The 25,231-nt window shown below is 48.9% G+C and carries 19 protein-coding genes, 2 tRNA genes and 1 other annotated feature; of the genes, 3 read left to right on the top strand and 18 right to left on the bottom strand.

What is annotated here, in order from left to right:
• Positions 1 to 125 precede the first annotated feature (125 nt).
• Both WDY75_RS07300 and WDY75_RS07295 read right to left on the bottom strand, forming a co-directional pair.
• The gene (locus WDY75_RS07300) at positions 126 to 512 is read right to left on the bottom strand and encodes a spore coat protein (protein ID WP_006212219.1); all 387 of its coding nucleotides are present in this window, start codon (positions 510 to 512) and stop codon (positions 126 to 128) included.
• Positions 513 to 562: 50 nt separating this feature from the next.
• A complete protein-coding gene (locus WDY75_RS07295) occupies positions 563 to 799 on the bottom strand; it encodes a hypothetical protein (RefSeq protein ID WP_006212220.1) in 237 nt (78 codons plus the stop codon).
• Between the two features lie 138 nt (positions 800 to 937).
• Here WDY75_RS07295 and WDY75_RS07290 point away from each other — a divergent pair, with 138 nt between their 5' ends.
• Positions 938 to 2,164, top strand: coding sequence for an NAD(P)/FAD-dependent oxidoreductase (locus WDY75_RS07290; protein WP_063480429.1), 1,227 nt, complete (start codon positions 938 to 940; stop codon positions 2,162 to 2,164).
• A 132-nt stretch (positions 2,165 to 2,296) separates the two neighbouring features.
• On the opposite strand, the gene WDY75_RS07285 is transcribed toward WDY75_RS07290, so the two are convergent.
• The 4 genes from WDY75_RS07285 to WDY75_RS07270 all read right to left on the bottom strand — a co-directional run bounded on the left by WDY75_RS07285 (position 2,297) and on the right by WDY75_RS07270 (position 7,269).
• Positions 2,297 to 3,499, bottom strand: coding sequence for an MFS transporter (locus WDY75_RS07285; protein ID WP_063480430.1), 1,203 nt, complete (start codon positions 3,497 to 3,499; stop codon positions 2,297 to 2,299).
• A 145-nt stretch (positions 3,500 to 3,644) separates the two neighbouring features.
• On the bottom strand, positions 3,645 to 4,202 hold the full coding sequence (locus WDY75_RS07280; RefSeq protein WP_006212223.1) for a hypothetical protein: 558 nt from the start codon (positions 4,200 to 4,202) through the stop codon (positions 3,645 to 3,647).
• A gap of 157 nt (positions 4,203 to 4,359) precedes the next feature.
• Positions 4,360 to 4,779, bottom strand: a complete 420-nt coding sequence (locus WDY75_RS07275) for a DUF350 domain-containing protein (RefSeq protein WP_006212224.1) — start codon at positions 4,777 to 4,779, stop codon at positions 4,360 to 4,362.
• Between the two features lie 120 nt (positions 4,780 to 4,899).
• Positions 4,900 to 7,269: an endonuclease MutS2 gene (locus WDY75_RS07270; protein ID WP_006212226.1), complete on the bottom strand. Its 2,370-nt coding sequence runs from the start codon at positions 7,267 to 7,269 to the stop codon at positions 4,900 to 4,902.
• 156 nt (positions 7,270 to 7,425) lie between these two features.
• Between WDY75_RS07270 and WDY75_RS07265 the strand changes: the two genes are divergently transcribed.
• Both WDY75_RS07265 and WDY75_RS07260 read left to right on the top strand, forming a co-directional pair.
• On the top strand, positions 7,426 to 7,785 hold the full coding sequence (locus WDY75_RS07265) for a phage holin family protein (protein ID WP_006212227.1): 360 nt from the start codon (positions 7,426 to 7,428) through the stop codon (positions 7,783 to 7,785).
• A 328-nt stretch (positions 7,786 to 8,113) separates the two neighbouring features.
• Entirely contained in the window at positions 8,114 to 8,500 is a 387-nt protein-coding gene (locus WDY75_RS07260; protein WP_006212228.1) for a cytochrome c oxidase subunit II, read from the top strand.
• Between the two features lie 82 nt (positions 8,501 to 8,582).
• Here WDY75_RS07260 and zapA read toward each other — a convergent pair whose 3' ends face one another.
• The 12 genes from zapA to WDY75_RS07195 form a co-directional block, all read right to left on the bottom strand.
• A complete protein-coding gene (zapA, locus tag WDY75_RS07255) occupies positions 8,583 to 10,547 on the bottom strand; it encodes a cell division protein ZapA (protein ID WP_063480431.1) in 1,965 nt (654 codons plus the stop codon).
• Positions 10,548 to 10,806: 259 nt separating this feature from the next.
• On the bottom strand, positions 10,807 to 13,257 hold the full coding sequence (gene pheT, locus WDY75_RS07250; protein ID WP_006212230.1) for a phenylalanine--tRNA ligase subunit beta: 2,451 nt from the start codon (positions 13,255 to 13,257) through the stop codon (positions 10,807 to 10,809).
• Between the two features lie 29 nt (positions 13,258 to 13,286).
• A complete protein-coding gene (gene pheS / locus WDY75_RS07245) occupies positions 13,287 to 14,321 on the bottom strand; it encodes a phenylalanine--tRNA ligase subunit alpha (protein WP_006212231.1) in 1,035 nt (344 codons plus the stop codon).
• 66 nt (positions 14,322 to 14,387) lie between these two features.
• Positions 14,388 to 14,663, bottom strand: a binding site (T-box leader).
• Between the two features lie 103 nt (positions 14,664 to 14,766).
• Positions 14,767 to 16,605, bottom strand: coding sequence for a ribosomal protection-like ABC-F family protein (gene abc-f, locus WDY75_RS07240; RefSeq protein ID WP_409348327.1), 1,839 nt, complete (start codon positions 16,603 to 16,605; stop codon positions 14,767 to 14,769).
• An 828-nt stretch (positions 16,606 to 17,433) separates the two neighbouring features.
• The gene (locus WDY75_RS07235) at positions 17,434 to 17,991 is read right to left on the bottom strand and encodes a hypothetical protein (RefSeq protein ID WP_006212235.1); all 558 of its coding nucleotides are present in this window, start codon (positions 17,989 to 17,991) and stop codon (positions 17,434 to 17,436) included.
• Positions 17,992 to 18,687: 696 nt separating this feature from the next.
• Positions 18,688 to 18,972 carry a DUF4183 domain-containing protein gene (locus WDY75_RS07225; RefSeq protein WP_006212237.1) on the bottom strand — a complete coding sequence of 95 codons (285 nt, stop codon included), beginning with the start codon at positions 18,970 to 18,972 and terminating at the stop codon, positions 18,688 to 18,690.
• Positions 18,973 to 19,101: 129 nt separating this feature from the next.
• Positions 19,102 to 19,920 (bottom strand): DUF4183 domain-containing protein, encoded by an 819-nt coding sequence (locus WDY75_RS07220; RefSeq protein WP_082834444.1) that lies wholly within the window; start codon positions 19,918 to 19,920, stop codon positions 19,102 to 19,104.
• 888 nt (positions 19,921 to 20,808) lie between these two features.
• Positions 20,809 to 20,879 (bottom strand) — tRNA-Gly (locus tag WDY75_RS07215).
• Between the two features lie 77 nt (positions 20,880 to 20,956).
• Positions 20,957 to 21,030 (bottom strand) — tRNA-Pro (locus WDY75_RS07210).
• 176 nt (positions 21,031 to 21,206) lie between these two features.
• Positions 21,207 to 22,172 (bottom strand): aldolase catalytic domain-containing protein, encoded by a 966-nt coding sequence (locus WDY75_RS07205; RefSeq protein ID WP_006212240.1) that lies wholly within the window; start codon positions 22,170 to 22,172, stop codon positions 21,207 to 21,209.
• Between the two features lie 104 nt (positions 22,173 to 22,276).
• Entirely contained in the window at positions 22,277 to 23,782 is a 1,506-nt protein-coding gene (locus tag WDY75_RS07200; RefSeq protein ID WP_231888249.1) for a leucyl aminopeptidase, read from the bottom strand.
• An 82-nt stretch (positions 23,783 to 23,864) separates the two neighbouring features.
• Positions 23,865 to 24,989 (bottom strand): ATP-binding protein, encoded by a 1,125-nt coding sequence (locus WDY75_RS07195; RefSeq protein ID WP_036639707.1) that lies wholly within the window; start codon positions 24,987 to 24,989, stop codon positions 23,865 to 23,867.
• Between the last annotated feature and the right edge of the window lie 242 nt (positions 24,990 to 25,231).

The following is a 25,231-nucleotide window of genomic DNA, read 5'->3' as shown; positions in this document are numbered from 1 at the left end:
AGAGATTAATACTTATATTACAATAACTTACACGGGATGTGCAAAAGAAAAAAACCGATGCATGCCTGCAGCGGGTGCTGCGAATGCGATCGGCTTCATAGTTGAGTTAGCAATGGAATAGTGGGTTACATATAAGATGTAGGCGGTACGTTTGTTGCATGGCTGGCAACATTGGGACTATGTGAGAAAGTACCCATGCCTGCAGTCTTCTGATTAATGGTATCATGGGCCTTCTGTATGGACTGCTGTGCTTGCTTATGCTGCTTGTCCACATCATATTTCAATGCGTATGGGCCCGACGTATACATGTTCTGCTGCTTCATCATCGTGTAAAACTCACCCTGAAGCTTCAGCGTATCTGCGGTTAAATCCGTAAACATCTGACGGACAACAGGACAAGAGGACTCTGTCGTTGCTGTCGTGTACTCTCGAACGGTCCGTTTCAGCTCGCCCAGGATAGGGTCCAGCATATCTTGTTCCGGCAGGAATGAAGATCCGTTTGTTGTTGCCATAGGTAGTTCCTCCTTTAACAATTTAACTTCTCCGCTACAAAGGGCATCACTTATTGAGGTTGGGTCGGTGCGACTTGGATGTGGCTCTGCAGAGAGTTCACCAAAGTATCCAAATGCTGTTCATGCCGGCTTACGAATCCAAGGAGCGCTTGCTGAATGGCCGGATTCTGACTGGCTGCCGCTGTTGCAGCGCAATGCTTGGCCAGCATCGTCTCGTTGGAGATGCAGTCCGCAATATAATCCAATTCTTTAGAGGTTAGAGGCTGTAATTGTTGATTCGGTGTCATACGGGTTAATTCCCCTTTCCATTTAGATTGCACAGGAACTAGTATGCCACCTTTACAGAAATCTATGTTGTAGGCTGTCATGAAATACAGAATGAACGTCCAAACTAAAATGGTTGTGATATGAGGAGGTATAGGGTCATGTTGCTGACAGGCGGAACAACACCATGGAAGTTTTTAAATACCGAACCCGTAAAGAAATACCCTCCACTTACCGAGCAGATGAAGTGTGATGTTCTCGTCATTGGCGGAGGCATTAGTGGTGCACTGATGGCCTACGTCCTGAACAAGCAGGGCGTGGACACCATTCTGCTGGAAAAAAGACGCGTCTGTGGAGGCAGCACCTCTGCCAATACGGGGCTATTGCAATTTTCGAACGATTGTACCCTGACGGATCTGATTCGTCAGTTTGATGACCATCGCGGCACTTCCTTCTACAAAATGTGCAGCCATGCGGTTCGCAGGCTTACCGATATCGCAAACAGCCTCTCCAGAGACTCCGGCCTGATTCCCCGGAGCAGCCTTTATTATGCCAGTACTCCCCAAGACGTGGGCATGCTTCGGCATGAATATGATCTGCTGAAACGAAGAGGCTTTGACGTGGAGTATTGGAACCGCGATGATATAAAGGCTCATTTTCCATTTTCGAAAGAAGCAGCCATCTATACGCATGGTGACGCCGAAGTAGATCCCTACCGCCTCGGACATCATCTTCTGCAGGATGCCAGTCAGGATGGGCTTCGGATATACGAAAACAGTGAAGTGACGGACACCCGGTACACGGACAGCGACGTCACCGTAATTACAGATCAGGGGAGCGTTCTGGCCCAAAAAGTAATCTGGGCCACAGGGTATACTATTCAGGAATGGAAACCGGATCATAACGCTGAACTGCTAAACACCTACGCCATTCTCACGGAACCTGTCGCCGATCTGTCCTCATGGCATGAACGATCTTTCTTGTGGGAAACGAATCGCCCCTATCTCTATTTCCGCACAACGCCGGATCAGCGGATCATTGCCGGGGGCTTGGACGAAGCGCTTCCTCCTTCAGGTAAGCCTGAAAAGTACGCCGAGGTCAGAGGCCGGAGGCTATTGGACGAGATACAGCAGCTTTTTCCCCATCTGGCTGACTTAAGAATTGCCTGCAGCTGGGCTGGTGTGTTCGCCTCAACCAAGGATGGCATTCCCCTGATTGGCAAGCACCCCAAATATCCGCACAGTTACTTTATCGAGGTGTACGGAGGCAATGGAACGGTTTACAGCATGATTGCTGCCGATTTGCTGGCTGAGACGATTGCCGGTCGTGAGCCCGAGGAATTGAAATGGTTCTCCTTAACACGTCCGATTGACCTGAAGATAATTTAGAATAAAGAGGGTAACTCCATTTAGGGCCTGCCAGCGTGCCCTGGAGATACCCTCTTCGCATGTGTAATGTGGTGGCGTGGTTCATGAAGTGTGCCGTTCTGGATTCCCACACCCTCATCCCTGATCAAGCGATCAGGTTACTTGTTCCTTGGAAGGGAATAACCTCCGCATGAACAGCCATGATCCGATCGGGGATGCCCCCAGGAACAGCAAGAGTAGTGTTATGGTTAAGGTGTCCTGGTTGATCGACAACACCAGAATAAATACCAGCAGCCCCGTAATTCTGCCCAGGGTCAGACTGAGCTCCCGCAGTACAACCAGTTCCACCCGCTTCTCCACATTTTCTTGATTCAATCCCATCAGATCAAAGCTAACCGATATGGCCGGCATCATATACAGCGGAATAAACAAGGAGGTACCGATTCCAAGGACCAGCAGCGTAGTATAATTAACGGCCAGCAATAACGGCAGAATAACCAGCAGCATGAGTACGGCCCCCACCAGCATACCGATTTTGCGGAATTGAGGCTTGAACCATTTGCCGCAGGCCCAATAACTCACCAACGAGACCGCAGAAGTGATCAATGCGAATTGACCCAGCTTGGATTCCTGATCCGTAGCCACGAACACAAGCAATGTGATGAGAAAGGAAAATACGCCTTCCCGCATTCCCTGTACAGCCAAGCCCCAAACCGCATATTTCCACACACCGCCCTCCTTCAAGCGTCTCAGGCCTTCCAGCCAATTATAGTCATTCTGTACAGGCCTTTTTCGCAGAAAAAAGCTAAGCACTACAGCCGCCGCGAATATGACCAACGACACGGTAAAAATAAGTCGATAGCCCTCGTCCCCGTGCATCCATGTGATCACCCAGCCTGCCAACCATGGTCCTATGATTCCTGTCACAGAGCCAAGAAGTCCGATCCAGCCATTAAACCAATCCCGATTCTCTGCATTCGATATCTCGAAATAAACCACATTGAAGGCCAGCCAGAATAAGCCCAGGGATACGCCGAACAGCAGGCCAAGAGGCCAGATATAATGGACCGCATCCCGGCCTGCCCACAGCACGCATAGATAAAATAGTCCGGACACCGCAATCCCCAGACGAAGTGCGTTCATTTTGTTATGTTCCTTCACCCACTTGCCTGCTGCCCAGAATGTCAGGCCCAATGCGACCTGCTGGGCAATAGTAAACCATCCGAGCATGGTGTAATCCTGACGGCTCTTCCAGAGGTAAACATTGAGGAATGTACCCGACAATGCGCTCGATAGAATAAACAAACCATGAACCGATAGCAGAAGCATGGCCTGGGGGTCCTTTGTCAACTTCATATACAGTTCCCTCCCTTGCTCTCGCACTTGAAGTCCAGGGTATTTTACCCTTCACTCCTCCACTTCATGAACAAAAAAAAGGAAACTGCAGCATGCAGTTCCCTTGAATTGCCGTGAGACGCCAAACAGCGCCTATCCGCGGACTCTATTCCTTTTTATGGATAAAGCTCTTAATCATCCGAAGTCGGTCGTTCTCGGCCAGGTTGTACTGTACATGGAAGCATCCTGGGCATACGTATACGTTCAATTCATATGGCGGCTGCAGAATAGGTCCACGGATCAAAGCCGCGTTAACCGGCTGGAAGCCTTCCCCGCTCACGTGCTGGGTACCTGCATGGAGCATGTATTCTCTGCAATGCAAACACTCCGGTACTTCATCTTGTTCATCCAGGATCGCTTCCACGGTCTCCTCGAATGCAAACAAATCATGATCCTCCCCGTATTTATCCACAGTTCGCAGCGATGACAACGATTCGTTCTCCGACCCCCATATACGCTGAAGATCAACAGCTTCCTCCTCGGTTGCTTCATAATCCTCATCCAGTTCCTCTTGATCGGCTTCTGCATCCTCGCCTTCCAATGCGATATTCAATGTACGGTAGCCCTTCAGTTCGTTAGCACAGTGAGGACAGGTTTCCTCTGGACCAATCTCCTCATCCCATACAATCTCACTTTGGCACCATGGACAAACCGTCGGTTCCATAGGTATTCATTCCTTTCTTATTCAAACGGCCTTGCAGGCCCTGTATAGTTGTTTTTATTGAGACATTAAGTATACAATACCTGACACAAAAAAAATCAAAGCGGCCGCAAACAATATCCGCGGTAAATATTTCATCGTCCTTTTCCTCCCGAAGCTCTTAAGTGATACTCGCTCCAATAATGTAAGATAAAGATACGGTGATAAGAAGTACGATCAAACCTACTGCGCGATTATCCTTGCCAATCTCTTCATCAACCGAGAAAACCGGCGTCAAGAATTCAAGCAGCAGATAAGCCAATAACAGCAGGATAAACCCAAAGAACGACCATTTAATCATGCCGTAAATGGACGTATTGGCCGTGATGCTATACCGCATAACGTTGCATATACCAAAGACTTTACCGCCGGTCACCATCGCTGCAGCTACGTTTCCCTTGCGTATTTCATCCCAGCAATTGTACTTCGTAACCAGTTCAAAGCAATACAAGTAAACGATAAGTGCCAGTATCGCAACCGAGAAATAGCCGATTAGCACACCCAGCGGATGGGTCAGCAAATGATCAATCGCTTCCGTCATTACCCTATGTTCCTCCCCGATATAAACGGGATGCGGCACCTTTCGCATCCCGTTGTTCTAAACCCAGATGATATGTTATACGAACTGAAGGAGAAAACGGTTCCTGATTTCTGGCTTCCTTTATTTCAACTCGGCAATCGTTACGCCATTGCCGCCTTCGCCGTAATTGCCCAAACGATGGCTCTTCACATGTTTATGCTTACGCAGATAATCCTGGATTCCGGTCCGCAAAATACCGGTTCCCTTGCCATGGATGATGGAAATCTGACCAAGGTTACCGAGAAAAGCCTCATCAATAAAACGATCAACCTCGATCAGCGCTTCTTCCAGGTTCGCTCCTCTTAGATCCAGTTCATTGCGAATGTTGGCATCACGAGTCCGCTTCAGGATCGTCGCATGCTGTTTCGGTGCTTGCTTGGCATTCGCCGCCGGATTCGACAATAACTCCAGATCATCCAGGGCGACCTTCATCTTCATAATGCCAAGCTGTACGACCGCTTCCTTGGAGCCAGTCATTTCCACAACATGGCCCTTCTGATTCAGGCTGAATACCCGAACCTCGTCGCCAGGTTCGATACTGCGCTGCTGCTTAGCCGAGCGCTGGCCTCCTGTTTTCTTGCCCTGCTGCGGCTCGGCATCATCCAGACGTTTTCTAGCCGCAATCAGCTTATGCTCTTTAACAGAAGCCCCTTCCTCCAGAGCAATCTTGCGCAGATCCGAAATGATCTCCTCCGCCTCGCTTCGCGCCTTATCCACGATCTGTCTCGCTTCCATGCGAGCTTTATCAACGAGTTTGTCCTTCTGCTCTTCCAGCTTCTGAAGCTCGTGCTCATGACGGACACGCAGTTCCTCCATTTCCTTGCGGACCTGCTCTGCCTTCTCACGCTCCATTTCAGCAGTGTGCCGATTCTCTTCAAGGGAAGCAATCATATGCTCCACCCGTTGATCTTCTTCCTTCACTTCACCGCGGGCAAACTCAAGAATGGATCCTGGCAGACCGAGACGTTCTGCAATAGCAAACGCATTACTGCGTCCAGGCACACCAACCAGAAGCCGGTAAGTCGGACTTAGGGTGTTGATATCGAACTCCATGCTGGCGTTAATAACGCCTTTGCGTTCGTAGGCATAAGCCTTGAGCTCTGAATAGTGCGTGGTCGCAATCATTCGGCAGCCCATGCGGTGGATATGCTCCAGAATGGAAATCGCCAGAGCGGAGCCCTCAGCCGGATCCGTACCTGCTCCTACTTCATCAAGGAGCACCAGACTCTTCTGCGTCATCTGACCCAGTATCCGGATAATATTGGTCATATGGCTCGAGAAGGTACTAAGGCTCTGCTCAATGCTCTGCTCGTCGCCAATATCCGCATAAATCGCATCGAATACACACATCTGGCTGCCTTCCTCGGCAGGAATAAACAGTCCGGACATCGCCATCAGGTTTAGCAAACCGATTGTTTTGAGTGTGACCGTCTTACCGCCGGTATTCGGACCCGTGACAATGATGGACGTATAGGTATTGCCCAATTCCACATCAAGCGGTACAACCTGGTCCATCGGAATAAGCGGATGTCGGCCCTTGCGCAGCTTAATGTATCCTCTGTCATTCATTCGCGGCAGAGACGCCCTCATCACATGAGCCAAACGTGCCTTGGCAAATATAAAATCAAGCTGTCCGATCAAATCCAAGTCCATGGACAGCAAATCAGCCTGCTCACCCACCTGGGCAGTCAGCTTCTGCAGAATCACTTCGATTTCCCGCTCTTCCCGCATCCGGGTCTCGCGAAGCTTGTTATTCATGGCCACAATGGACTCCGGCTCGATAAACAGCGTGGCACCCGATCCTGACTGATCATGTACGATTCCGCCGAAATGCGACCGGTATTCCGCTTTAACGGGTATGACAAAACGATCTCCGCGAATCGTAATCAGCTGGTCCTGCAGCATCTTGGCCACCGATTGCGAACGAATCATGGATTCGAGCTTCTCCCGAATCCGGACCTCCCCGCCCCGAAGCTCGCGGCGGATCTGCGAAAGCTCTGCACTCGCCGAATCCAGAACCTCAGCCGCATCGTCAATGCAGAGCCGAATCGCATCCTCCAGCGGCTTCTGCTCCGAGATAAGATCGCTAAGATTAAACAGAATTTCAATCTGCTCATCCTCATGAAGGGCTGCGATAAACCGCTTGATACGGCGTGACCCGTGAATCGTGTTCGATGTGGCTAACAATTCGTGGGGGCTCAACGTGCCTCCAATTCTCGCGCGTTTCAAGGCATCGTTAATATCCGTTATACCGCGGAAAGATGGATTACCCTTGAGCCGGTCTACCGTATATGCCTGATCGGTTGCCGCCAGCAGATCCTTTACAGCTTCCAGCTCAGTTTCAGGCTTTAACGCCTCGGCTCTCAAATTCCCCATGGATGTTTGCGTGTATTGTGTTAATGTATTTAAAATTTTCCGGTATTCTAAAGTTTGCAAAATCTTGTCGTTCAAGAAGTTCACAACTCCTCTCAATCAATGCCTATATTATATCGAATGCCGAGGGAATTCGCCATGGAATCCAAAAACCTTCCACACATAACCTGCGGCCCTATTGAACAAAATAAATTCTGCGTAACATTCCAGTCTTATTCTAAGGAGGCAGGTACCATGCAATTTCTCGGGCATGTCGTTCGATTTATCGTTGCCGCGCTCGTTCTTATGGTTGTCGGATGGATTGTCCCTCAATTCTCCGTCGGCGGATTCGGAAGTGCCCTGCTGCTTGCACTCGTCATCGCCCTCTTCGGCTGGGCAATCGAGGGCATCTTCGGCAAAAAAGTCACGCCGTTTGGACGCGGAATCGTGGGCTTCCTTGTGAGTGCGCTTGTGATTTACCTCGCTCAGTTCATTGTCGGGGGCGTCACCGTCTCCATACTGGGTGCGCTGCTTGCAGCACTGGTCATCGGGATCATCGATCTGTTCATTCCGATTTCCACACCGTATGAAGCAGGCAAAAGCCACAAGGAATAAGAGGCAAAGTCATCCGACTCTGTTGGAGGTCTGTTCCTCAGTCCCTTATTCCTGAATGAATCGTTTCCTGCGGCTCATTCCACTACATCTCCCACAACAACCCCCTGTTGCTTATATGAACAGGGGGTTGTCCATTATGGCCGCAGAAGTCCTTATCTCCCTATACTCAGGCTTCCCCTACATTATATCGTAATCCATAACCTTCGTTGCAAACGCTTCACGTTCACTAATTTTTCATAACACCGCTGTGCATAATCTCTTTTTCTGCGCTATGATAAAGATTGGAAAAAATAAATTCACCATTATTTCATAGTCAGGAGAGATTATAGTGAAAAAAGGCATAGCACTACTTGTTTCATGTATGCTCCTTTTTGTATTGGCTGCTTGCGGCCAAGATCAGGAGGCAACCCAAGGAAATTCCGGAATTTCGGATACCGGCGTGGCGCCTGAAGCAGAGCTCGTTATAAAGGGATCCAACTTCCAATTCGACCAGGAAGAATATCATCTGAAAAAGGGAGTGCCCGTGAAAATTTCTTACGAGAATGAAGACGGCAACCACGGCGTCATGATTCCGGCGCTTGGCCTTCAGCTTGACCGCAACAATAACAGCAAAGTTGTTACACCCGACAAAGCTGGAGAATTTGAAGTTTCCTGCTCCATTATGTGCGGAGCCGGTCACAGCAAAATGATCTCCAAAATCATCATTGAAGAATAGAGCATCCTAATAAAACCTCCGGATCGCCAGAGTTGCCTCTGCTGATTCGGAGGTTTTTTCAGGTTCAAATCTTCACCATGGCCTAACGCTGATCCTGCTCAATCAACTCGATCCACTCGTTATATTCAACTTGGAGCTTAGCATACTCTTCCTTTAATTTACGATGTTCTTCTTCAAGCAGCGCTGACTGCTCCGCCTTCAGTTCCTGTTCTGCCAGCAGCAGCTGGTATTGATGCATGACCAGTTCGTACTGCTCACCAAGATCGGAATACTGCTGCGTGGCTTCACTCTTCTCGCCTTCCAGACGTTCACAGGCTTGACGTGCAGAGGCAATTTCCTGCTGCCAGGACTGGAGCTCTTCTTCAAGAGAGAGCTGCGTGCGTCTCCACTCATCCCGCTCTGCAGCCAGCTTCTCACGGTCAGCGGCAAGCTGCTCCCGCTCCTCCATCCATTGCTGGTATTGGTTCTGCCAGTGCGCGGCTCGCTCCTCCGAATCTCTTAACTGCTCTGCAAGCTCACGTCCATGCTCTTCACTTGCAGCCGCTTTTTTGCGAAGCTCCTCGAGCTGATTCGACACTGTATCGTATTCTTCTTCCAGCATAGCGTACAGTTTGCTTGTCTCTTCCTCTCGAATCCCCGCTTCCTCGCTGAGTTTCTCCAGCTCTTCATAGCGAAGCTGCAGCTCCTTCAGTTCCTCTTGAGCCGTTCTGCGCTCGGAAATAGACCGGTCAGCCTCATCCTTCATGACGTGGATTTCATCCTGAAGCCCCTTCATTCCTTCTTCCAGGCTCTCGTTCGCTTCCATCAGCTCAACAATTCTCATCTCCAGCTCGCCTGTTTCCTCTTTACGCTGATCAGCCAGGGTACGCCAGGATTGAAGCTCACCGCTAAGACGCTGCAGCTCTTCCTGCTGCTTGCGTGAAGTCTGATTCGCATCCACCACTAACTTCTGGAGACGGCGACGCTCTTCCTCCGATTTGCCGGATTCCTGCTTCAGTCCCTCAAGCTCCTTCGCGAGTCCTTCCGCCTTCGTCCGGAAGGATCGCAATTCCTGCTGAGAGGCATCCCCCTGCTGTTTGGACAGCTGCAGCTCTTCCTTCAGTTTCACGGACTCCGCTTTAGCGGCAGTCAGTTCCTTCTCCGTGGTCGACAATCGCGACTGCAGCTGCCCTCCGCGATTGCGCTGCTCCGAGAGCTGCTTCTCCAGATCCTGAACGGTTGCTCCGTGCCGCTGCTCTAACTCCTGCGCACTTTTCGCGTGCTCCTGCTTCAGATCCTGCATAGACTTCGTATACTTCTGTTCCCAATCCTGAACGGTCTTCGAGTGCTGCTGCTCCTTCTGGAGCGCCTCTTGTTTATGGGAGCTCTCCAGCTTCTTCAATTGTTCAGCCTGCTTCTCTTCGGCCTGTTTCACTGCTGCCCGATGAGTCTGCTCCAACTTATCCAGCGCTTGCTTGTGGGTGCCCGTCAACTGCGAAATTTGCCCTTCATAACGGCGTTTCATATCTTCAATCGCCTGCTTATGACCGCCCTCCAGCTTCTCCCGCTGTTCCTTAAGACGTGCTTCAAGCTGCTGCTTCTCCTTCAGCAGCTCCTCCACCCGGCTCGATTCCTTCTGGAGCAGCTCTTTGGTTCGCTCTGACTCACTCGTTAAATTCTCAGTGGAAATTCTGTACTTCTCAGCTAAGGAAGACTGCTCCGCCAGCCTTTGCTCCAGCTGTTCCAGCTGCTGCCGGTGTCTCTCCTGCTGCTCGATTTGAAGCCCTTGCACCTTGGCAAGCTCCGTACGCAGTTCATTGCGCTCGGCCGTCATCTGTTTGGCTTCATTCTGATACTCCAGCTTCTGTAAAGCTTCTTCAGCCATATGTACTGCGGCCAGGACGGCAATGCGCGGGGTATCGAGCCTGGAATGTGCCTTGGATATGGTGCGCATGCGGTCATCCACATAGTTCGCTACCTGTCTAGTGTAATCACTGCTATTGCCAACAAGTTTATAGGAAGTTCCGTAGATGTCTACGGTAACGCTTTTACGGTCCGGTGTAGTCACAGTTGTGCCCTCCTTCTATTATGTGTAGATTCTATGATGTCTGAAATGGTCTATCCTCTTTCTTCATTATATATGAGATAACATCTGGAGACGAACCTCAAGAAAACAGACCGAAGTTTGGTATATGATAACACAGTTTTGTGCTTATAATTATGTACCCTGCGGGCATCCTGATGCAAATCCCAGTTCCATTTAGAGCAAAAAAGCCCGCATCGAATCTCTGATGTAATGGATTCGATGCGGGCGTTCACAATTCCTGCTATTTTCTTAATTCTGCGCCAAAAGTTTGCTGGAGCGCTGAGACTGCTTTTTCGGTAACCTCGGCAACCTCTTCGTCCGTCAACGTCCGTTCCTGATGACGATACGTCAAGGAGATGGCAACACTCTTCTTGCCTTCCCCAAGCTTGCTGCCGGTGAAGACATCAAACACCTGAATTTGCTGCAGCAGCTCGCCTGCATTCTCCTTGATGACTTGAATCAGGGAGCCGGCTTCAACCTGCTCATCGACCACGATGGCAAGATCGCGCTCCATTCCCGGGAATCTAGGCAGATCGCGATAAGCGACGCGGGCATTGGTCAAATCATACAACGGCTCAAGCAGGATTTCGGCAGCATAGGTATCTTCCAAATCCAGCTCTTGCTGCGTCTTCGGATGAATTTGTCCCAGTACACCAAGCAGCTGCTGGTTCTCGCCTTGACCCGTATATACGGAAGCGGAGCGTCCAGGATGGAATCCTTCCGGGCTATTTGCCACGTAAGTGATGTCCTCAACGCGTATTCCAAGATAGTCGAGTACCGTCTCAAGCGCTCCCTTCAGATCGAAGAAGTCCACTTTGGCAGGCTGCACATTCCACTGCTTGTTTCCTTTACGGCCTGTCATGAGCAAGCCGAGAACCGGACGCTCCAGCGGCTGCTTCGTCAGCGTCTCCTCTAACGTATGAAACAAGTTCCCTATTTCAAACAGGGCCAGATCCGGCTGTTTGCGGTTATGGTTATACACAGCGATATCCAGCAGCTGTGGCAGCAGGCTGGTGCGAAGCACGCTGCGGTCCTCACTCATCGGCATGGCAAGCTTAACTGCCGTGCCTTCTGACGCAAGAGAAGTAAACATTTCCGCTTGCTGCGGATGAATGAATGAATACCCCAGAACCTCCTGGAAGCCGCTATGTGTCAGCAGCCGGCGAAGCGAGCGGCGAATAGCCTGCGCTTTTGTCAAGGAGCCCGGTGTTGTCGGACCTTCAATCGCCGTTGTCGGAATGTTGTCGTATCCATACAAGCGGGCAACCTCTTCAATCAAGTCCACATCCAGCACGATATCGCCGCGGCGGGACGGCACCTGAACATCCACCAATCCTTGGCCTGCATCACCGCTCGGGAAATGCAATCTCGAGAAAATGGTTTTTACCTCAAGCAGAGACAGCTCCGTGCCCAGATACCGGTTGAGCTTCTCCAGCGACAACGTGATAACGGTCGGCTCGGCATGAGCGCTGCCTGCCTCGACAATCCCCTGATGTACGGCACCGTCGGCATATTTCGCCATCAACGCCGCTGCACGGTTCAGCGCAGGTATGACTGCCGCTGGATCCACTTCCTTCTCGAAGCGCGAGCTTGCTTCCGAACGCAAGCCGAGCTGACGGGATGTTTTGCGAACGGTACCGCCATCGAATTTAGCCGATTCGAGGAGAATATTCACCGTACCGTCCGTTACTTCGGAGTCCAGGCCGCCCATAACGCCTGCCAGAGCTACAGGTTTTCCACCGGCTGTAATAACCAGCATATGCGGCTCCAGACGACGCTCTGCTCCGTCCAGCGTTACCATCGTTTCACCGGCTTCAGCCATTCGTACATGAACCGCGCCGTCCTTCAAGTGGTCCGCATCAAAAGCATGCAGCGGCTGGCCATATTCAAGCATGACATAGTTTGTAATATCCACGATATTGTTGATCGGCCGCACGCCCGCTGCCATCAATCGGTTCTGCATCCACAGTGGGGAAGGCGCGATTCTTACTCCGGTAATATAGCGCGCAGCATAATGGCTGCACTGCTCAGCTGCACCGATTGTAACCGAGATATGATCCGCAGCTGTATCATGAACTTCCATCACTTCTTTCTCAGGGTTTGGAAGGCTCAGTTCACGTCCCAGAATAGCACTCACTTCATATGCTGCGCCCAGCATACTCAGGCAATCGGAACGGTTCGGCGTCAGATCCAGCTCCAGAATCTCATCGTTCAGACCCAGCACGTCCACTATCGGCTTACCGATCTCGGTTTCAGCCGGAAGAACGAGAATCCCTTCCTGCAGCTCCTTGGGCAGCAGCTTGTCGTTCATGCCAAGCTCCTTGGCCGAACAGATCATACCTTGGGAAAGAACACCGCGCAGCTTGGCTTTCTTGATATCCATGCCGCCGGGAAGCTTCGCGCCTACAAGCGCTACGGGCACTTTCTGGCCGGCATCCACATTTTTTGCTCCGCAAACGATCTGGATATCTTCCTCCTGACCGGCATCCACGATGCACACATTCAGCTTATCTGCATCAGGATGCTTCTCCTTACTCTTGACGTAGCCTACGACAACTTTGTTAATGCCCTGATTCCGTTTCTCGATCACATCGATTTCAATACCGGCTGATGTAATACGGCTCGCTAAATCCTCCGAGGTCACACCTTCGAGCGAAATATAATCGGACAACCAATCGGTTGATACTCTCATTGTCTGTTCACTTCCCTTTATCGTTTAAATTAAATCCGCGTGAATTGATTCAAGAATGCTGCATCGTTGTTGAAGAAATGACGGATATCATCCACACCGTATTTCAGCATGGCAATGCGCTCAACGCCCATACCGAATGCAAATCCGCTGTACTTCTCAGAGTCATAGCCGCCCATCTCAAGCACCTTCGGATGAACCATTCCGCAGCCTAAAATCTCAAGCCAGCCCGTTTGCTTGCATACGCGACAGCCGCTGCCCCCGCATTTCACGCAGGATACATCCACTTCCGCGCTCGGCTCGGTGAAAGGAAAGAAGCTTGGACGCAGTCGAATCTGCGTGTTATCGCCGAACATCTCCTGCACGAATTGCAGCAGCGTTCCTTTCAAGTCACTCATGCGAATGTTCTCACCGATCACCAGTCCCTCGATTTGATGGAACTGGAATGAATGGGTCGCGTCATCGTCGTCCCGGCGGAATACGCGTCCCGGGCAGATGATTTTGACAGGCGCCTTCCCTTGCATTGACAGCATCGTCCGGGCTTGCACCGGGGATGTCTGCGTACGCATCAGCAAATCCTCCGTCAAATAGAAGGAATCCTGCATGTCGCGCGCCGGATGATTCTTCGGCAGATTCAATGCCTCGAAGTTGAAGTAGTCCGTCTCCACCTCCGGACCTTCCGCTACGCGGTAGCCCATGCCGATGAAAATATCCTCGATATCCTGAATGACCTTGCTGAGCGGATGAACCGCGCCTTGGGTGAGCTTGCGTCCCGGAAGGGTTACATCCACCTTCTCCGCACGCAGACGCTCTTCGGTTTCCTGCTGCTGGAAGGCCTCCTGCTTGCTGGAGATGACTTCCTCAATCGCACCGCGCACATCGTTGGCCACCTGGCCAATGACAGGACGCTCCTCTGCGCTCAGCGCGCCCATTCCGCGCAGTATTTCAGTCAGGGCACCTTTTTTGCCAAGGTATTTCACCCGTAAATCGTTCAGCTGCTGCGGATCGTTGACATCCTGCAATTGCGCCAATGCTTCCTGCTTCAATGCTTCTAATTTTTCCTTCATGGCTATTCGCACACCCCTTTGTAAACTCCATCATTGTACTGAAAACAAAAAAGGCCTCTCCTCCCGAAAAGGGACGAAGAGACCGTGGTACCACCCTTGTTAACATGCCATCCTATCCTTGCCAAGACCATTGTACCCTTGGATTGGATATGGCTTATCATGCTCACTTGACCGACGTAACGAATCGGACCCGTTATCCCCTACTGACCGGCAGCATGCCGTGTTCAAGGAACTGCTCCGGAGCGAACTTCGCCAGCCTGATTCTTTGAGAGACACTCTCAATCCATGGTATCTCTTCCCTGTAAAGAGGCACTAGCTACTTTTCTCCATCGACGCATTTTGTCTTATACAAATATATAGGGTTTATTATATGCAACCTTGCGGGATATGGCAAGTTTCATTTCCCCCATTTTAACCCTATCGGCTCGATTTTAGTCAACAACGCTTATTTATCCGCTTGAAGATTGGCTAGCTCAGCCCGAAGTGCTCTGATTTCAGCAAGCCAGTTCGCCTCTTCCCCCGCCTCTATCTCGTCGGTTGATAGGCCCAGCAATTCCTGAACCCGGTATTCAAGCGCCATACGGCGGTTATCTTTCTCTGTGTCCCCCTTGATGACACCAATGCGAGAGGCCTGCTCTTCCTCCTCGTCCACGCTCCCCTCAAACCATACCGGAGCTTCACCAGGCTTCAGTGTCAGCAGCCGGTTGGCGATTTGGCGCACCAGATACCGGTCATGGGATACAAGCGCAATCGCACCCGGAAAGTTCACGAGCACCTGTTCAATTACCTCGCGGGTATCCACATCCAAGTAATTCGAGGGTTCATCCAGAACAAGCAGATGGGCTCCGCTGAAATATAACTTGAGAAAAGCCGTTCTGCACTTCTCCCCCATGCTCAGCTGCCCCATCTTCTTAAATACATCGTCCCTTCGGAAAAGGAACGAACCGAGCAGCGTGCGTGCACGGCTCTCCGTCATGCCCGGTATGACAAGCAGGCTGTCCAGCAGTGTGGTTTCGGGCTCAAGCTCTTCAAGCTCCTGTGAGAAATAGCCGATCCGGATTGAAGGATTCTGTGTGATCCGTCCCTCCTGCGGAGCGATCTCTCCCAGCAGCAGCTTGAGCAGCGTCGTTTTGCCGCTTCCGTTAGGTCCCCTTACGGCCAACCGGTCGCCTCGGTTTAAATAGAAGGTCAGCTTATCAAAAAGACGGGTTTCCCCATATCCAAAACCTATATCCTTCACCTGGAGAAGCGTGCGACCACCAAAAGCTTCCCCCTCCAGCTCCATGTTCAGCTTGGGACCGCTGCGCGGCTTATCTACCCGTTCGGCTTCAAGCCGTTCCAGTGCCTTCTCCTTGGCGTGATATCGCGAGATGTTTTTCTTCGCCTTCGCTTTGTAGAAGCTGGCGGTTATCTTGACGTCACTGACGTCCCCGGCCGCATCATGCGCTTTATGGAACCACTCCTCGTACCTGCGGATCGAATCCTCCAGCGCCTTGCGCGCCAGCTCCTGCTTGCGATAAAGCGTCTCCTGCTCGCGCAGCTCCCGTTCTTTTTCCCGGCGGTAATCCGTATAACCTCCCCGGTAACGCCTGAGTTCGTCTGGTGTCAACTCGCATACGGAGGTTGCCACCCGGTCGATAAACTCCCTGTCGTGAGACACAAATAACACGGTTCCCTTATAGGACGATACCAGCCACTGCTCCAGCCAGACCAGGCTTTCATTATCCAAATGGTTCGTCGGCTCGTCGAGCAGGAGAAATTTCGGAGCGGATACCAGTAGGGCCGACAGCATAACCTTCGTCTTCTGTCCTCCGCTGAGTTCGCGGTAGGGAACAGGCCACACCTCTGGCCCGATTCCCAGCATCGTCATAGCTTTCTCCACCTCGGTTTCCCATTGGAACCCGTTCTGGGACTCGAAGCGCTCCAGCAGATTTCCGTACTGCTCCAGCAGTTGTTCCATGCTCTCATTGTTCCCGCTATTCATCAGCCGCTCTACACCGGCAAGCCCAAGCTTCAACTCCCATAGCGAAGCATGACTGCGGCTTCGCACCGTATCGATTGCACTCATGCTTCCCTCATCCGGCTCATCCTGCTGCCTGAGCCAGCCCCAGCGCTCCCTCGGCAGAATCGTCTCCACTACGCCCGAGGTCGGTTCGAGCTCGCCTGCCAAGATGGAGAACAGCGTCGTTTTACCAGTACCATTCCGTCCGTACAGCGCGATCCGTTCTCCTTCCGCAACCTCAAACTGAATTCCTTCAAACAGCGGCCTTCCTTGCAGTTCCATACTTATATCTTTTGCTTTTAAAATCATGGTCATATAACCTCATCCTCTCTCTTGGAAAACATAAAAAAACCGCAAGCGATAGCCTGCAGCGGATGTTTAAAGAGGATGATGGAGCTGAAGACGGGACGATCTACAGCAAGCAGCCACTAACGTTCGGCTGTTCATTCCAAGCCAGCCTTGACGGTTATGGAGATAAACTCGATAACTTGGGCCGTTAGCGGAAGCTGTAAGTTCGTTCCGTATATGTGATTGTATTACATAAGAGCACCGTTTCTACACAACAAAAAGAGGTACCCCGGTCACATTTTTCAGACACACCAAATCTCTCCTCTACCGCCGTAGAGAAACGCCTGCAAAACCACATGCAGTTGTTTAGAGAAAAGGGTGTCTTACTTCATTGGACTGGGTTACCTCGCATTCTTGGAATGAAATTATCGCCATTATAACAGATAATTTTGGGATGTAAAAGGGGCATCTGCGAAAGACATTAGTGGCAATTGGTTACTTCGTTCCATTTGTGTACACTTACTTAGGCAAAAAGGTAAAGACGGTGAAGAATAATGATCGAGTTGTTTGATCTTATTCATAGGGCATAATGTTTACCTTTATTGGAATCATTATCGGGGGTACCATAATTATTGGTGTGATAACCAACGCTGAGTTACGACATCTTCGATGCATGAAAGCAGAAATAGAAGTAATCAAAGACCAAGATACAAATACCTAAAGGCATTTATGTCGATAAAAGAATGAACGCGAATCAATTATCTGAATTGACTTGAATCGGCTATCCTACAATTTTGTACATATCCATGGGTTAACATTGCTTTAATACAATTTCTCTCCTCCACGACCACTTGAAGGACCATAATATTCTAACAAGTAGCTATCCCTATATCGCTTGTAAACATCTTCTAATATTGTATCATTTTCGAATTGTATATATCCAGCCAAATATAGAGCAACCAAATAGTCCTCGAATCGCTCATTGCCCAGTGTCATTTCTTCCTTATCAATTCCAAAAAAAATTGCTGTTTCAATAGATAACAAATTAGAGCCACCTATCTCGGTTCCACCTGAAATATACATATTATCTTTTGAATTCACAGTTAAGTTAATTCCATTAGGGACTAAAGATTCATCATATTCTTCCGAATTAAGTTTAAAAAGTTCCTTAATACCCCTTTTATCTCTAAAACTATATGCTTTAACTGCTTCATCAAAATTCTCGTAAGGGTCAAATCTTAGTCCTGAAAAATTTTCAAGATCCGTTTCTACAGCAAAATATTTATCTTTTAGAATCTGATCGATCTGTTCTAAATTAAAAGGGTTGGGAATGTCTAAAGTCATATACTTATCATAAAGTTTTTGGATATCTATTTGCATTTTATAAACCTCTTATTATTTAGAATTAATGAATCCGTGTTTTGAATAATATTAAGAAGGTACTAGAGTAAGAACTTATCCTTTGTAGATTAACTTGTTTTCTTTTTTGAAGCCCCAAGCTACCTGCTGTTCCGTAAAAGATATGACCAATCTGGCGACTAGTATCTTTTCCTCCATGGTAATGGTAATAGTAGTAGGTCTCATTATATCCGTTTGCACGATGACTTTCAGGTCCAGTAAAGAAACTTTGTCCTGCTCTCATTGCAAGATCTTTAGCATCATTTTGAGAGGTTGCCCAAACCTCATTATGTGCTGCTTTTCAAATAATTCAAAGCTTGTTCTTCTGTCAAAGGCGACAAACGGTCCACAAAAAGGGGGGCACTTCAAAATGAAGGTGGGGCCTTCGTAATTTATTTTCAATTTCATCGATCTTAATCCAATGCCATTCACCTTCAGCCATGGACAATTTGATCTCTCGTCTAAACGTGTGGATCAGAACGACAATCCCTGTTAACTCCGTATTTTCATATTCATCAAACAGCCTTATGGTCAGGGTTCGATGTTCGTTATCCATTGATTTAGTAGTACCGACAAAGTCATCCGGGAAGGATCAAAATTCCCCTTTGGTTTGAAATCAGAGAAAAGACCTGCTCGTTTAAAAATCAGAGCAGGTCTTTCTTTGAAAACCAGCATGAATTAAGAGACAACGAATTGAACTATAAGTGGAGTTCCAGGATCTAACGTGTCGCCATCAGGGATGGTAATCGTCGTTGTTGTAACAGAAGAAACGTCAGCCGTTTGCATTATACCATTCACATAAAGGTTGTAATAGTTGAACGTACTCGGAAATACCGTGGCAGCTGTTCCTGCATCATTGATAAACGCTGTTGCTGCAATCGCGAATGTTGTTCCTGTTCCCGTTCCAGCACCCGCTGTAGCAGTGAATCTTCTACTGTTTTGATACGGTGGTACTATTGGCATTTTCATCGCCTCCCTTCATTCTTGAGACTCATACAGATTTTCAAGCAAAAACTTAGAAAACATGCCTGATCCTCTTGTACAATAAATGCAGAGGGTTCGGGAGAAGTGAGGGCATTCTTCTAAAAATTACTAGACAGTAACATTCGCCGTTAGCTGTACTGCTTCTAAAACGATAGGGGTTCCCGCATAGATTATGGTGCTTTGTGCCGGAAATAATAAGCTGGTAGGGTTTACATCATACGAATTACCCGGCTGAAGAATTCCATTTATATAAAGATTGTTAAAACTATTGGGGTCGAGTGCTGAGAAATCCGCAACTGGAGCCCCCAAATCGTTGGTGAAAAAACTGGCTGGAATTGTAACCGACATGGTTAAATCCAAATCTGTTTCCGGTTGATAAAAATAACGGTTTGTCGTAGGCGAGATGGTAACTTCAGGAATTACTACAGGTCCAGGAGGGCCTTGAGGACCTATCTCTCCTTGTATTCCTCGAGGACCTATCTCTCCTTGTATTCCTTGAGGACCTATCTCTCCTTGTATTCCTTGAGGACCTATCTCTCCTTGTATTCCTTGTAATCCCGGAAGGCCTTGTATTCCTGGGGGACCCTCAGATCCATCAATCCCTCGTTCTCCTCGAGCTCCCGGAATACCTTGTATCCCTTGCGGACCTGAAATCCCTTGAATACCTGGCTGGCTTAGCGATCTCTGCATTTCACACCATTTATCTAACTCAGCCTTCATTTCGGATTTAACTTCCTGTATTGCAGCTTGTAAGGCTTGCTGATCAATTGCAGCTTGAAGATTTTGCTTTCTTCTATTTAATAAACACCACATTGATAACCGCCTCTTACAAAGGGGTTTCTTACGAAAAACTGTTTTTTTAATTCTTTTGGTATATTTGTATTTTCTTTTTGCCTTTAAACATTTGTACTTACGTTTAGCTGCCATCCTTCATTTACGCCTCCTTCCCTTAGACTTCATGACTGTGTGTATGATCATATCTATATGTCAAATGCACATTTTGGGGGTGGACGAATAACTTGTATCAAACAAACCGGAACCATTCCGAGATAAAAATTAGGCGTTATTATTAGGGGGATCCCAGTTCGTTATACCTAAGAAATGACTCTAAGAATCAGCGCCCTTACTCACAACCGCCCCAATCCAATTTTCCGATCAGAATTACTTCCTTGAGCCCATTCTTAACTGAGTTCATCAACCTTCTACTTCATCTCCGGAGACCAACATTACTGATATTTCTCAAGAAAAAACAATTGGAGTTTTTTGATCCTAATTTCAAGGAAAGAGCTATATCTCAGAGATTAGATCCGGATACTAATTCAATCAAGAAAACACGCCTATACAAAACAAGAGGAAGTGAAGCTCCTGACAGCCCTCTATACCCTCCCTGCTCACTGGCGGCTGTATTTTTACCGGGGCAATCCTTGGTGGCTTTAGGCGGGGGAATTGTTGGCAGTAGAATGGCCTGACGTTGATCATGAGAGGTCTGCGATATGGACCGTGAAACAAATCGCTGGACGAAGAAGGAAATAAGATCGAGGGTGACGTCAAGAAGATGCTGCTGCGAGTGCGGCATGGATCTCAAAACCATACAGGAGAGATTGCAGCATACGAAGATGGACACGAGGGCCAACATTTATATACATAGATCTGAAGCCATTAATCGGTCTGCAGCTGACCAGTTAGAGGAGCTGAATCCAAAATGGATCAAACTTGCCCCCTAATCATACCTCCTTATATAGAAAGTCGTATGTCGAAAAAAGGGCAAACAAAAAACCCTTGTGGCACAAGGGTTTCAAGCATTTCTTAAAGCTAAGCGGGTGATGGGAATCGAACCCACGCTACCAGCTTGGAAGGCTGGAGTTCTACCATTGAACTACACCCGCATATTAACCTACAAAAGTGACGCTATGCTTCGGGGCATATTCTGATTACTTTTGCGAGGTCCTAAAACGTAAGCGAATCGGGACGACACGATTTGAACATGCGACCCCCTGGTCCCAAACCAGGTGCTCTACCAAGCTGAGCTACGTCCCGATGATGATGTTGTCTTTTGAAGACAAAAATAAATATACCACGCTGAAAGTATAATTTCAACATGTATTTTATGGAAATTAATATGAACAACGAAAGCAAACAAACAGCATCCTTCCGCGAGGGAAAGATGCTGCCTTGTTTTAACCGTGAGAAATAACGTGATGCCAGGAGCATCCTTATTTGTTCTTGTCGAAAGTTACTTCCGGCGTCGTCAATTTATCATAAAAATCCACGATTTTATCCTTATCATCCGAAGCGCGAAGAGCCATAGCGGAGCGTGGGTGTTCGTCCAGCGTACCTGTGATCATGTAGGGCATAATGTAACCCCACTCCTCTTTCTCGCGCAGAGGAATCATGTAACGCTCGATAATATCCAGAACCGGACGCAGCTCGTACTTGGTCCCTTTCAGATGGGTAACCAGCAGCTCGGTCGGACAGTTGCCAGCCGCACGTCCCATTCCGTACACGGACGCATCCAGCAGCTCAACCCCAAGGTCGGCAGCAACCAGAGTATTGGAGAATGCCAGCTGCATGTTGTTATGGGTATGAACGCCAAGGCGCTTATTCGGCAGATGTGTCTTAAATTTATTAACCAGGTATTCCATGTCCTTATGATCAAGGCTTCCGTAAGAATCAACGATGTATACCACATCCACGACGCTTTCCCTGATCATCTCAAAAGCTTCCAGCAGCTCATTCTCCATCACATTGGAAAGCGCCATAATGTTAAGCGTAGTCTCATAACCCCGATCGTGGAAGGTCTGAACCAGCGCCAGCGCTTTATCCACATCTTTAATGTAACAAGCTACGCGGATCAGATCCAGCAGACTTTCCTCGCGCGGCAAAATATCGTCTTCGTCCACGCGGCCGATATCCACAAGGGCAGACAGTTTGGTTTTGCCTTTATGAGGAATGACTTCTCTCAGGAACTCATCATCCAGAAAACGCCAAGGACCGGCTTGATCCGCGCCCTTCAAGAGCTTAGGAGAATTTTTATATCCGATTTCCATATAGTCCACGCCAGCCTCATTCAGGCCTGCATATAAATTTTGTACGAATTCCACACTAAAATCCCAATTGTTCACCAGTCCGCCGTCGCGAATGGTACAGTCTACAATTTTTGTCTGGCTGCTCTTAATCATTCTAAGCTAAACTCCTCTCGGCAATTTTCTCTTCATCATACTTGAATGCCGGTTGAAAAGTAAAGCACAACTGTCCTCCAGGGCGCACGTTTTTGTAAAGGAAATCACGACTGCCTGCATATCCAGTCGGTGATGGTACGAACGAGCACGCCGGTCCCCCCTCTGGGATCGACTCCCCTCTCCTTGGACAAGTACGCTGTTCCTGCAATATCAAAATGCACCCATGGCAGTCCATCAGCGAATGTGCCCACAAAAAGACCACCCGTTATCGTTCCGGCGTCGCGACCGGCTTGATTTCGTATATCCGCTACCTGGCTCTTCAATTTATCCCAGAATTCGGGATAAGACGGCAGCGGCCAAATTTTCTCACCTGCCCTCCGGGAAGAGGCAATCAGCTCCTCCAGAAAGGCCTCATCATTGGTAACTGCCCCTGTAGCTACGTCTCCAAGCGTCGAAACAACCGCCCCGGTCAATGTGGCAACATCGATCAAGCGCGTCGCACCAAGCTCCTTGGCATACGTTACTCCATCCGCAAGAACAATACGGCCCTCTGCATCCGTATTGAGCACTTCGATAGTACGTCCGCTCAGCGTAGTAATGATATCTCCGGGTTTATAAGCGCTGCCGCTCATCACATTCTCGGCAGACGGGATCACCATCACCACATTGGCCTTCGGGCGAATCCGTCCCAGCGCTTCCATTACGCCCAGCACCGTAGCTGCTCCGCCCATATCGCTAATCATATCCTCCATCCCGGACGCCCGCTTCAGGGACACACCACCCGTATCAAACGTGACCCCCTTGCCAATCAGGCCGATCACATCATTCCACGTATTCAGCCCCTGATAACGAATCACGATCATGCGCGGGGGATGGATGCTGCCCTTACCTACGGCCAGTAGCCCGCCCATGCCCTTCTCCTCGAGTTCCTGCTCGTCCAATATCTGAGCTTCCATACCGTACCTCTCGGCTAGCTGAAGGGCTTTTCCGGCTAGATCATCCGGTACGAGCATATTGCCAGGCAGATTCGTTAAATCACGTGCCAGACAGGTTCCTTCCCCAACCGCTACGCCTCGAGACACACCTTCTGCCCAATGTGCTTCAAATGCTGGGTCCATTTTTTCCTTCATATAATAGACGATTTCATCAATCTCCGTTCGTTCAGAAGCATCACGCTTATACTGAGACTTTCGATAGCTTCCGAGGATAAAACCTTCCGTTAATGCCTGCGCAGCATCCCGAGGCGTCTGTTCAGCCATGCTGCTGACCATCGTTCGCGGAATTTGAATCGCAGCACTGCGTATACCTGATTTAGTGCCGATCTTCGCCGCTTGAGCCGCTACTAACCGCAGCTGTTCAGCTGTCAGGATGCCTTCGGGACACCCTATAAACAGGAGCAGTCGCGTTCTGCCACGGAAACTTTCCGGCCATACGAATGTCCGATGAGGAGTGCCGTCAAACAAACGGCTATCCTCCAAGTCCTTCAGCAGCGGATCCCAAAATTCAGAAATACCGCCCTCCACTGTTTGTGTTTTTGTAACGGGAACAAATATGGCATCACAATGAATATGTTGAGGGGTTAGGCCACTCTCTATTGTCCATTTCATCATGGATCCTCCCAAAAAGAAAAAGCCATTCCATCGGAACAGCTGCTCTCGTATTCATTTAAGATTGTTCTAGGTGCAACTAACTTTAAACTTCCGAAACCTCCAGCTTGGGGAAAGTAATCACAAACTCCGTTCCGGCGCCGACCTGGCTATCCACTGCGATCGAACCACCATGATTTCTAATAATGCTGTAACTCACGGATAGTCCAAGACCCGTTCCACTCTCCTTCGTTGTGAAGAACGGATTGAATAGATGATTTAAGGTGTTCTGATCCATGCCGCCCCCGTTATCGGAAATACAGATTTTGATATGCTTTCCGTTATCGCGGGCTGAAATATCGATCATGCCTGTAATGTTCTCGTCATGGTGTTCATTAATGGCATCCAGCGCATTCTTGATAATATTCAGAATTACCTGTTTGATCTGCTTCACATCCACGGAAATGTACGCAGGCGGGGTCTCATCGGTATGCAGATTGATCTGGCATCCCTTCATGAGTGCTTCGCTCTCTGTTAGAAGAACTACTTCCTTCAATAAGGAGGATACGGACACAATCTTGGTCTCTGGTGCCGAGGGCTTGGAGGAATTCAGAAATTCATATATAATATCATTCGCACGATCAATCTCCGTTAGTATAATTCTGGCGTACTCGTCCTTCCCTAAACTTACAAGATGCGGACGAAGCAGTTGTATGAAGCCACGGATGGATGTCAGCGGATTGCGTATTTCATGGGCAATGGATGCGGAGATCTTTCCCAGCATGGCCAGCTTGTCATTCTGATAAGCGCTTTGCTCTATTCGCTTGAAGTCGGATACATCCTTTACACTGATCAGAAAATCGCCTTCCATCTGATCCCCATAGGTCATAGTGATCAACCACGATCTGCCATATTCGTCTACCAGTTCATGGAATCTTTTTCGATGAAACACCGTCTCCCGAAAAATGCGCAGTACTTTTCTCTTCTTGAATCTGGAGAGCTGGGGATGACGCACCAGCTGGGTCAATGTACAGCCAGTTAGCGATTTACGGGATACACCTAGCAGTTTAGCCATCTGTACATTCACAAATGCCAAGACTCCGTCACTATCAAACAGGATGATCCCGCTGTCGAGATTCTCCAGTATGTTTTCATACTTGTTCCTTATAAGCTGGCTGGAATGAAAAGAACGAATAGCCTGCAGCTCAGATTCACGGATTTGACTCAACAAGATGGCTCCCCCTTTTCTTGAAAAGTTGAACTCACCAAACCGACAAAAAATTCATGCAAGAAAAATCAGCTTGTCCGCCTTTGAATCAGAAGCAGCCCGAATCTGCTTCCTTCCATGATAGTCATCGAGACAAAGAAACGTCAATCAGAAATCCTGTCGAAAAATGGAAAATTACTTGTAAATACCATAATCTCAGCTTATGCATTTACGTATATGTAAAGGATAGGATCCTCATTCCTAAC

Origin of the sequence: Paenibacillus glucanolyticus, assembly GCF_037333485.1 — a bacterium.
Lineage (GTDB): Bacteria > Bacillota > Bacilli > Paenibacillales > Paenibacillaceae > Paenibacillus_AQ > Paenibacillus_AQ glucanolyticus.
Note: the sequence above shows the minus strand (reverse complement) of the source record. Positions and strands in the feature narration are given on the sequence as shown.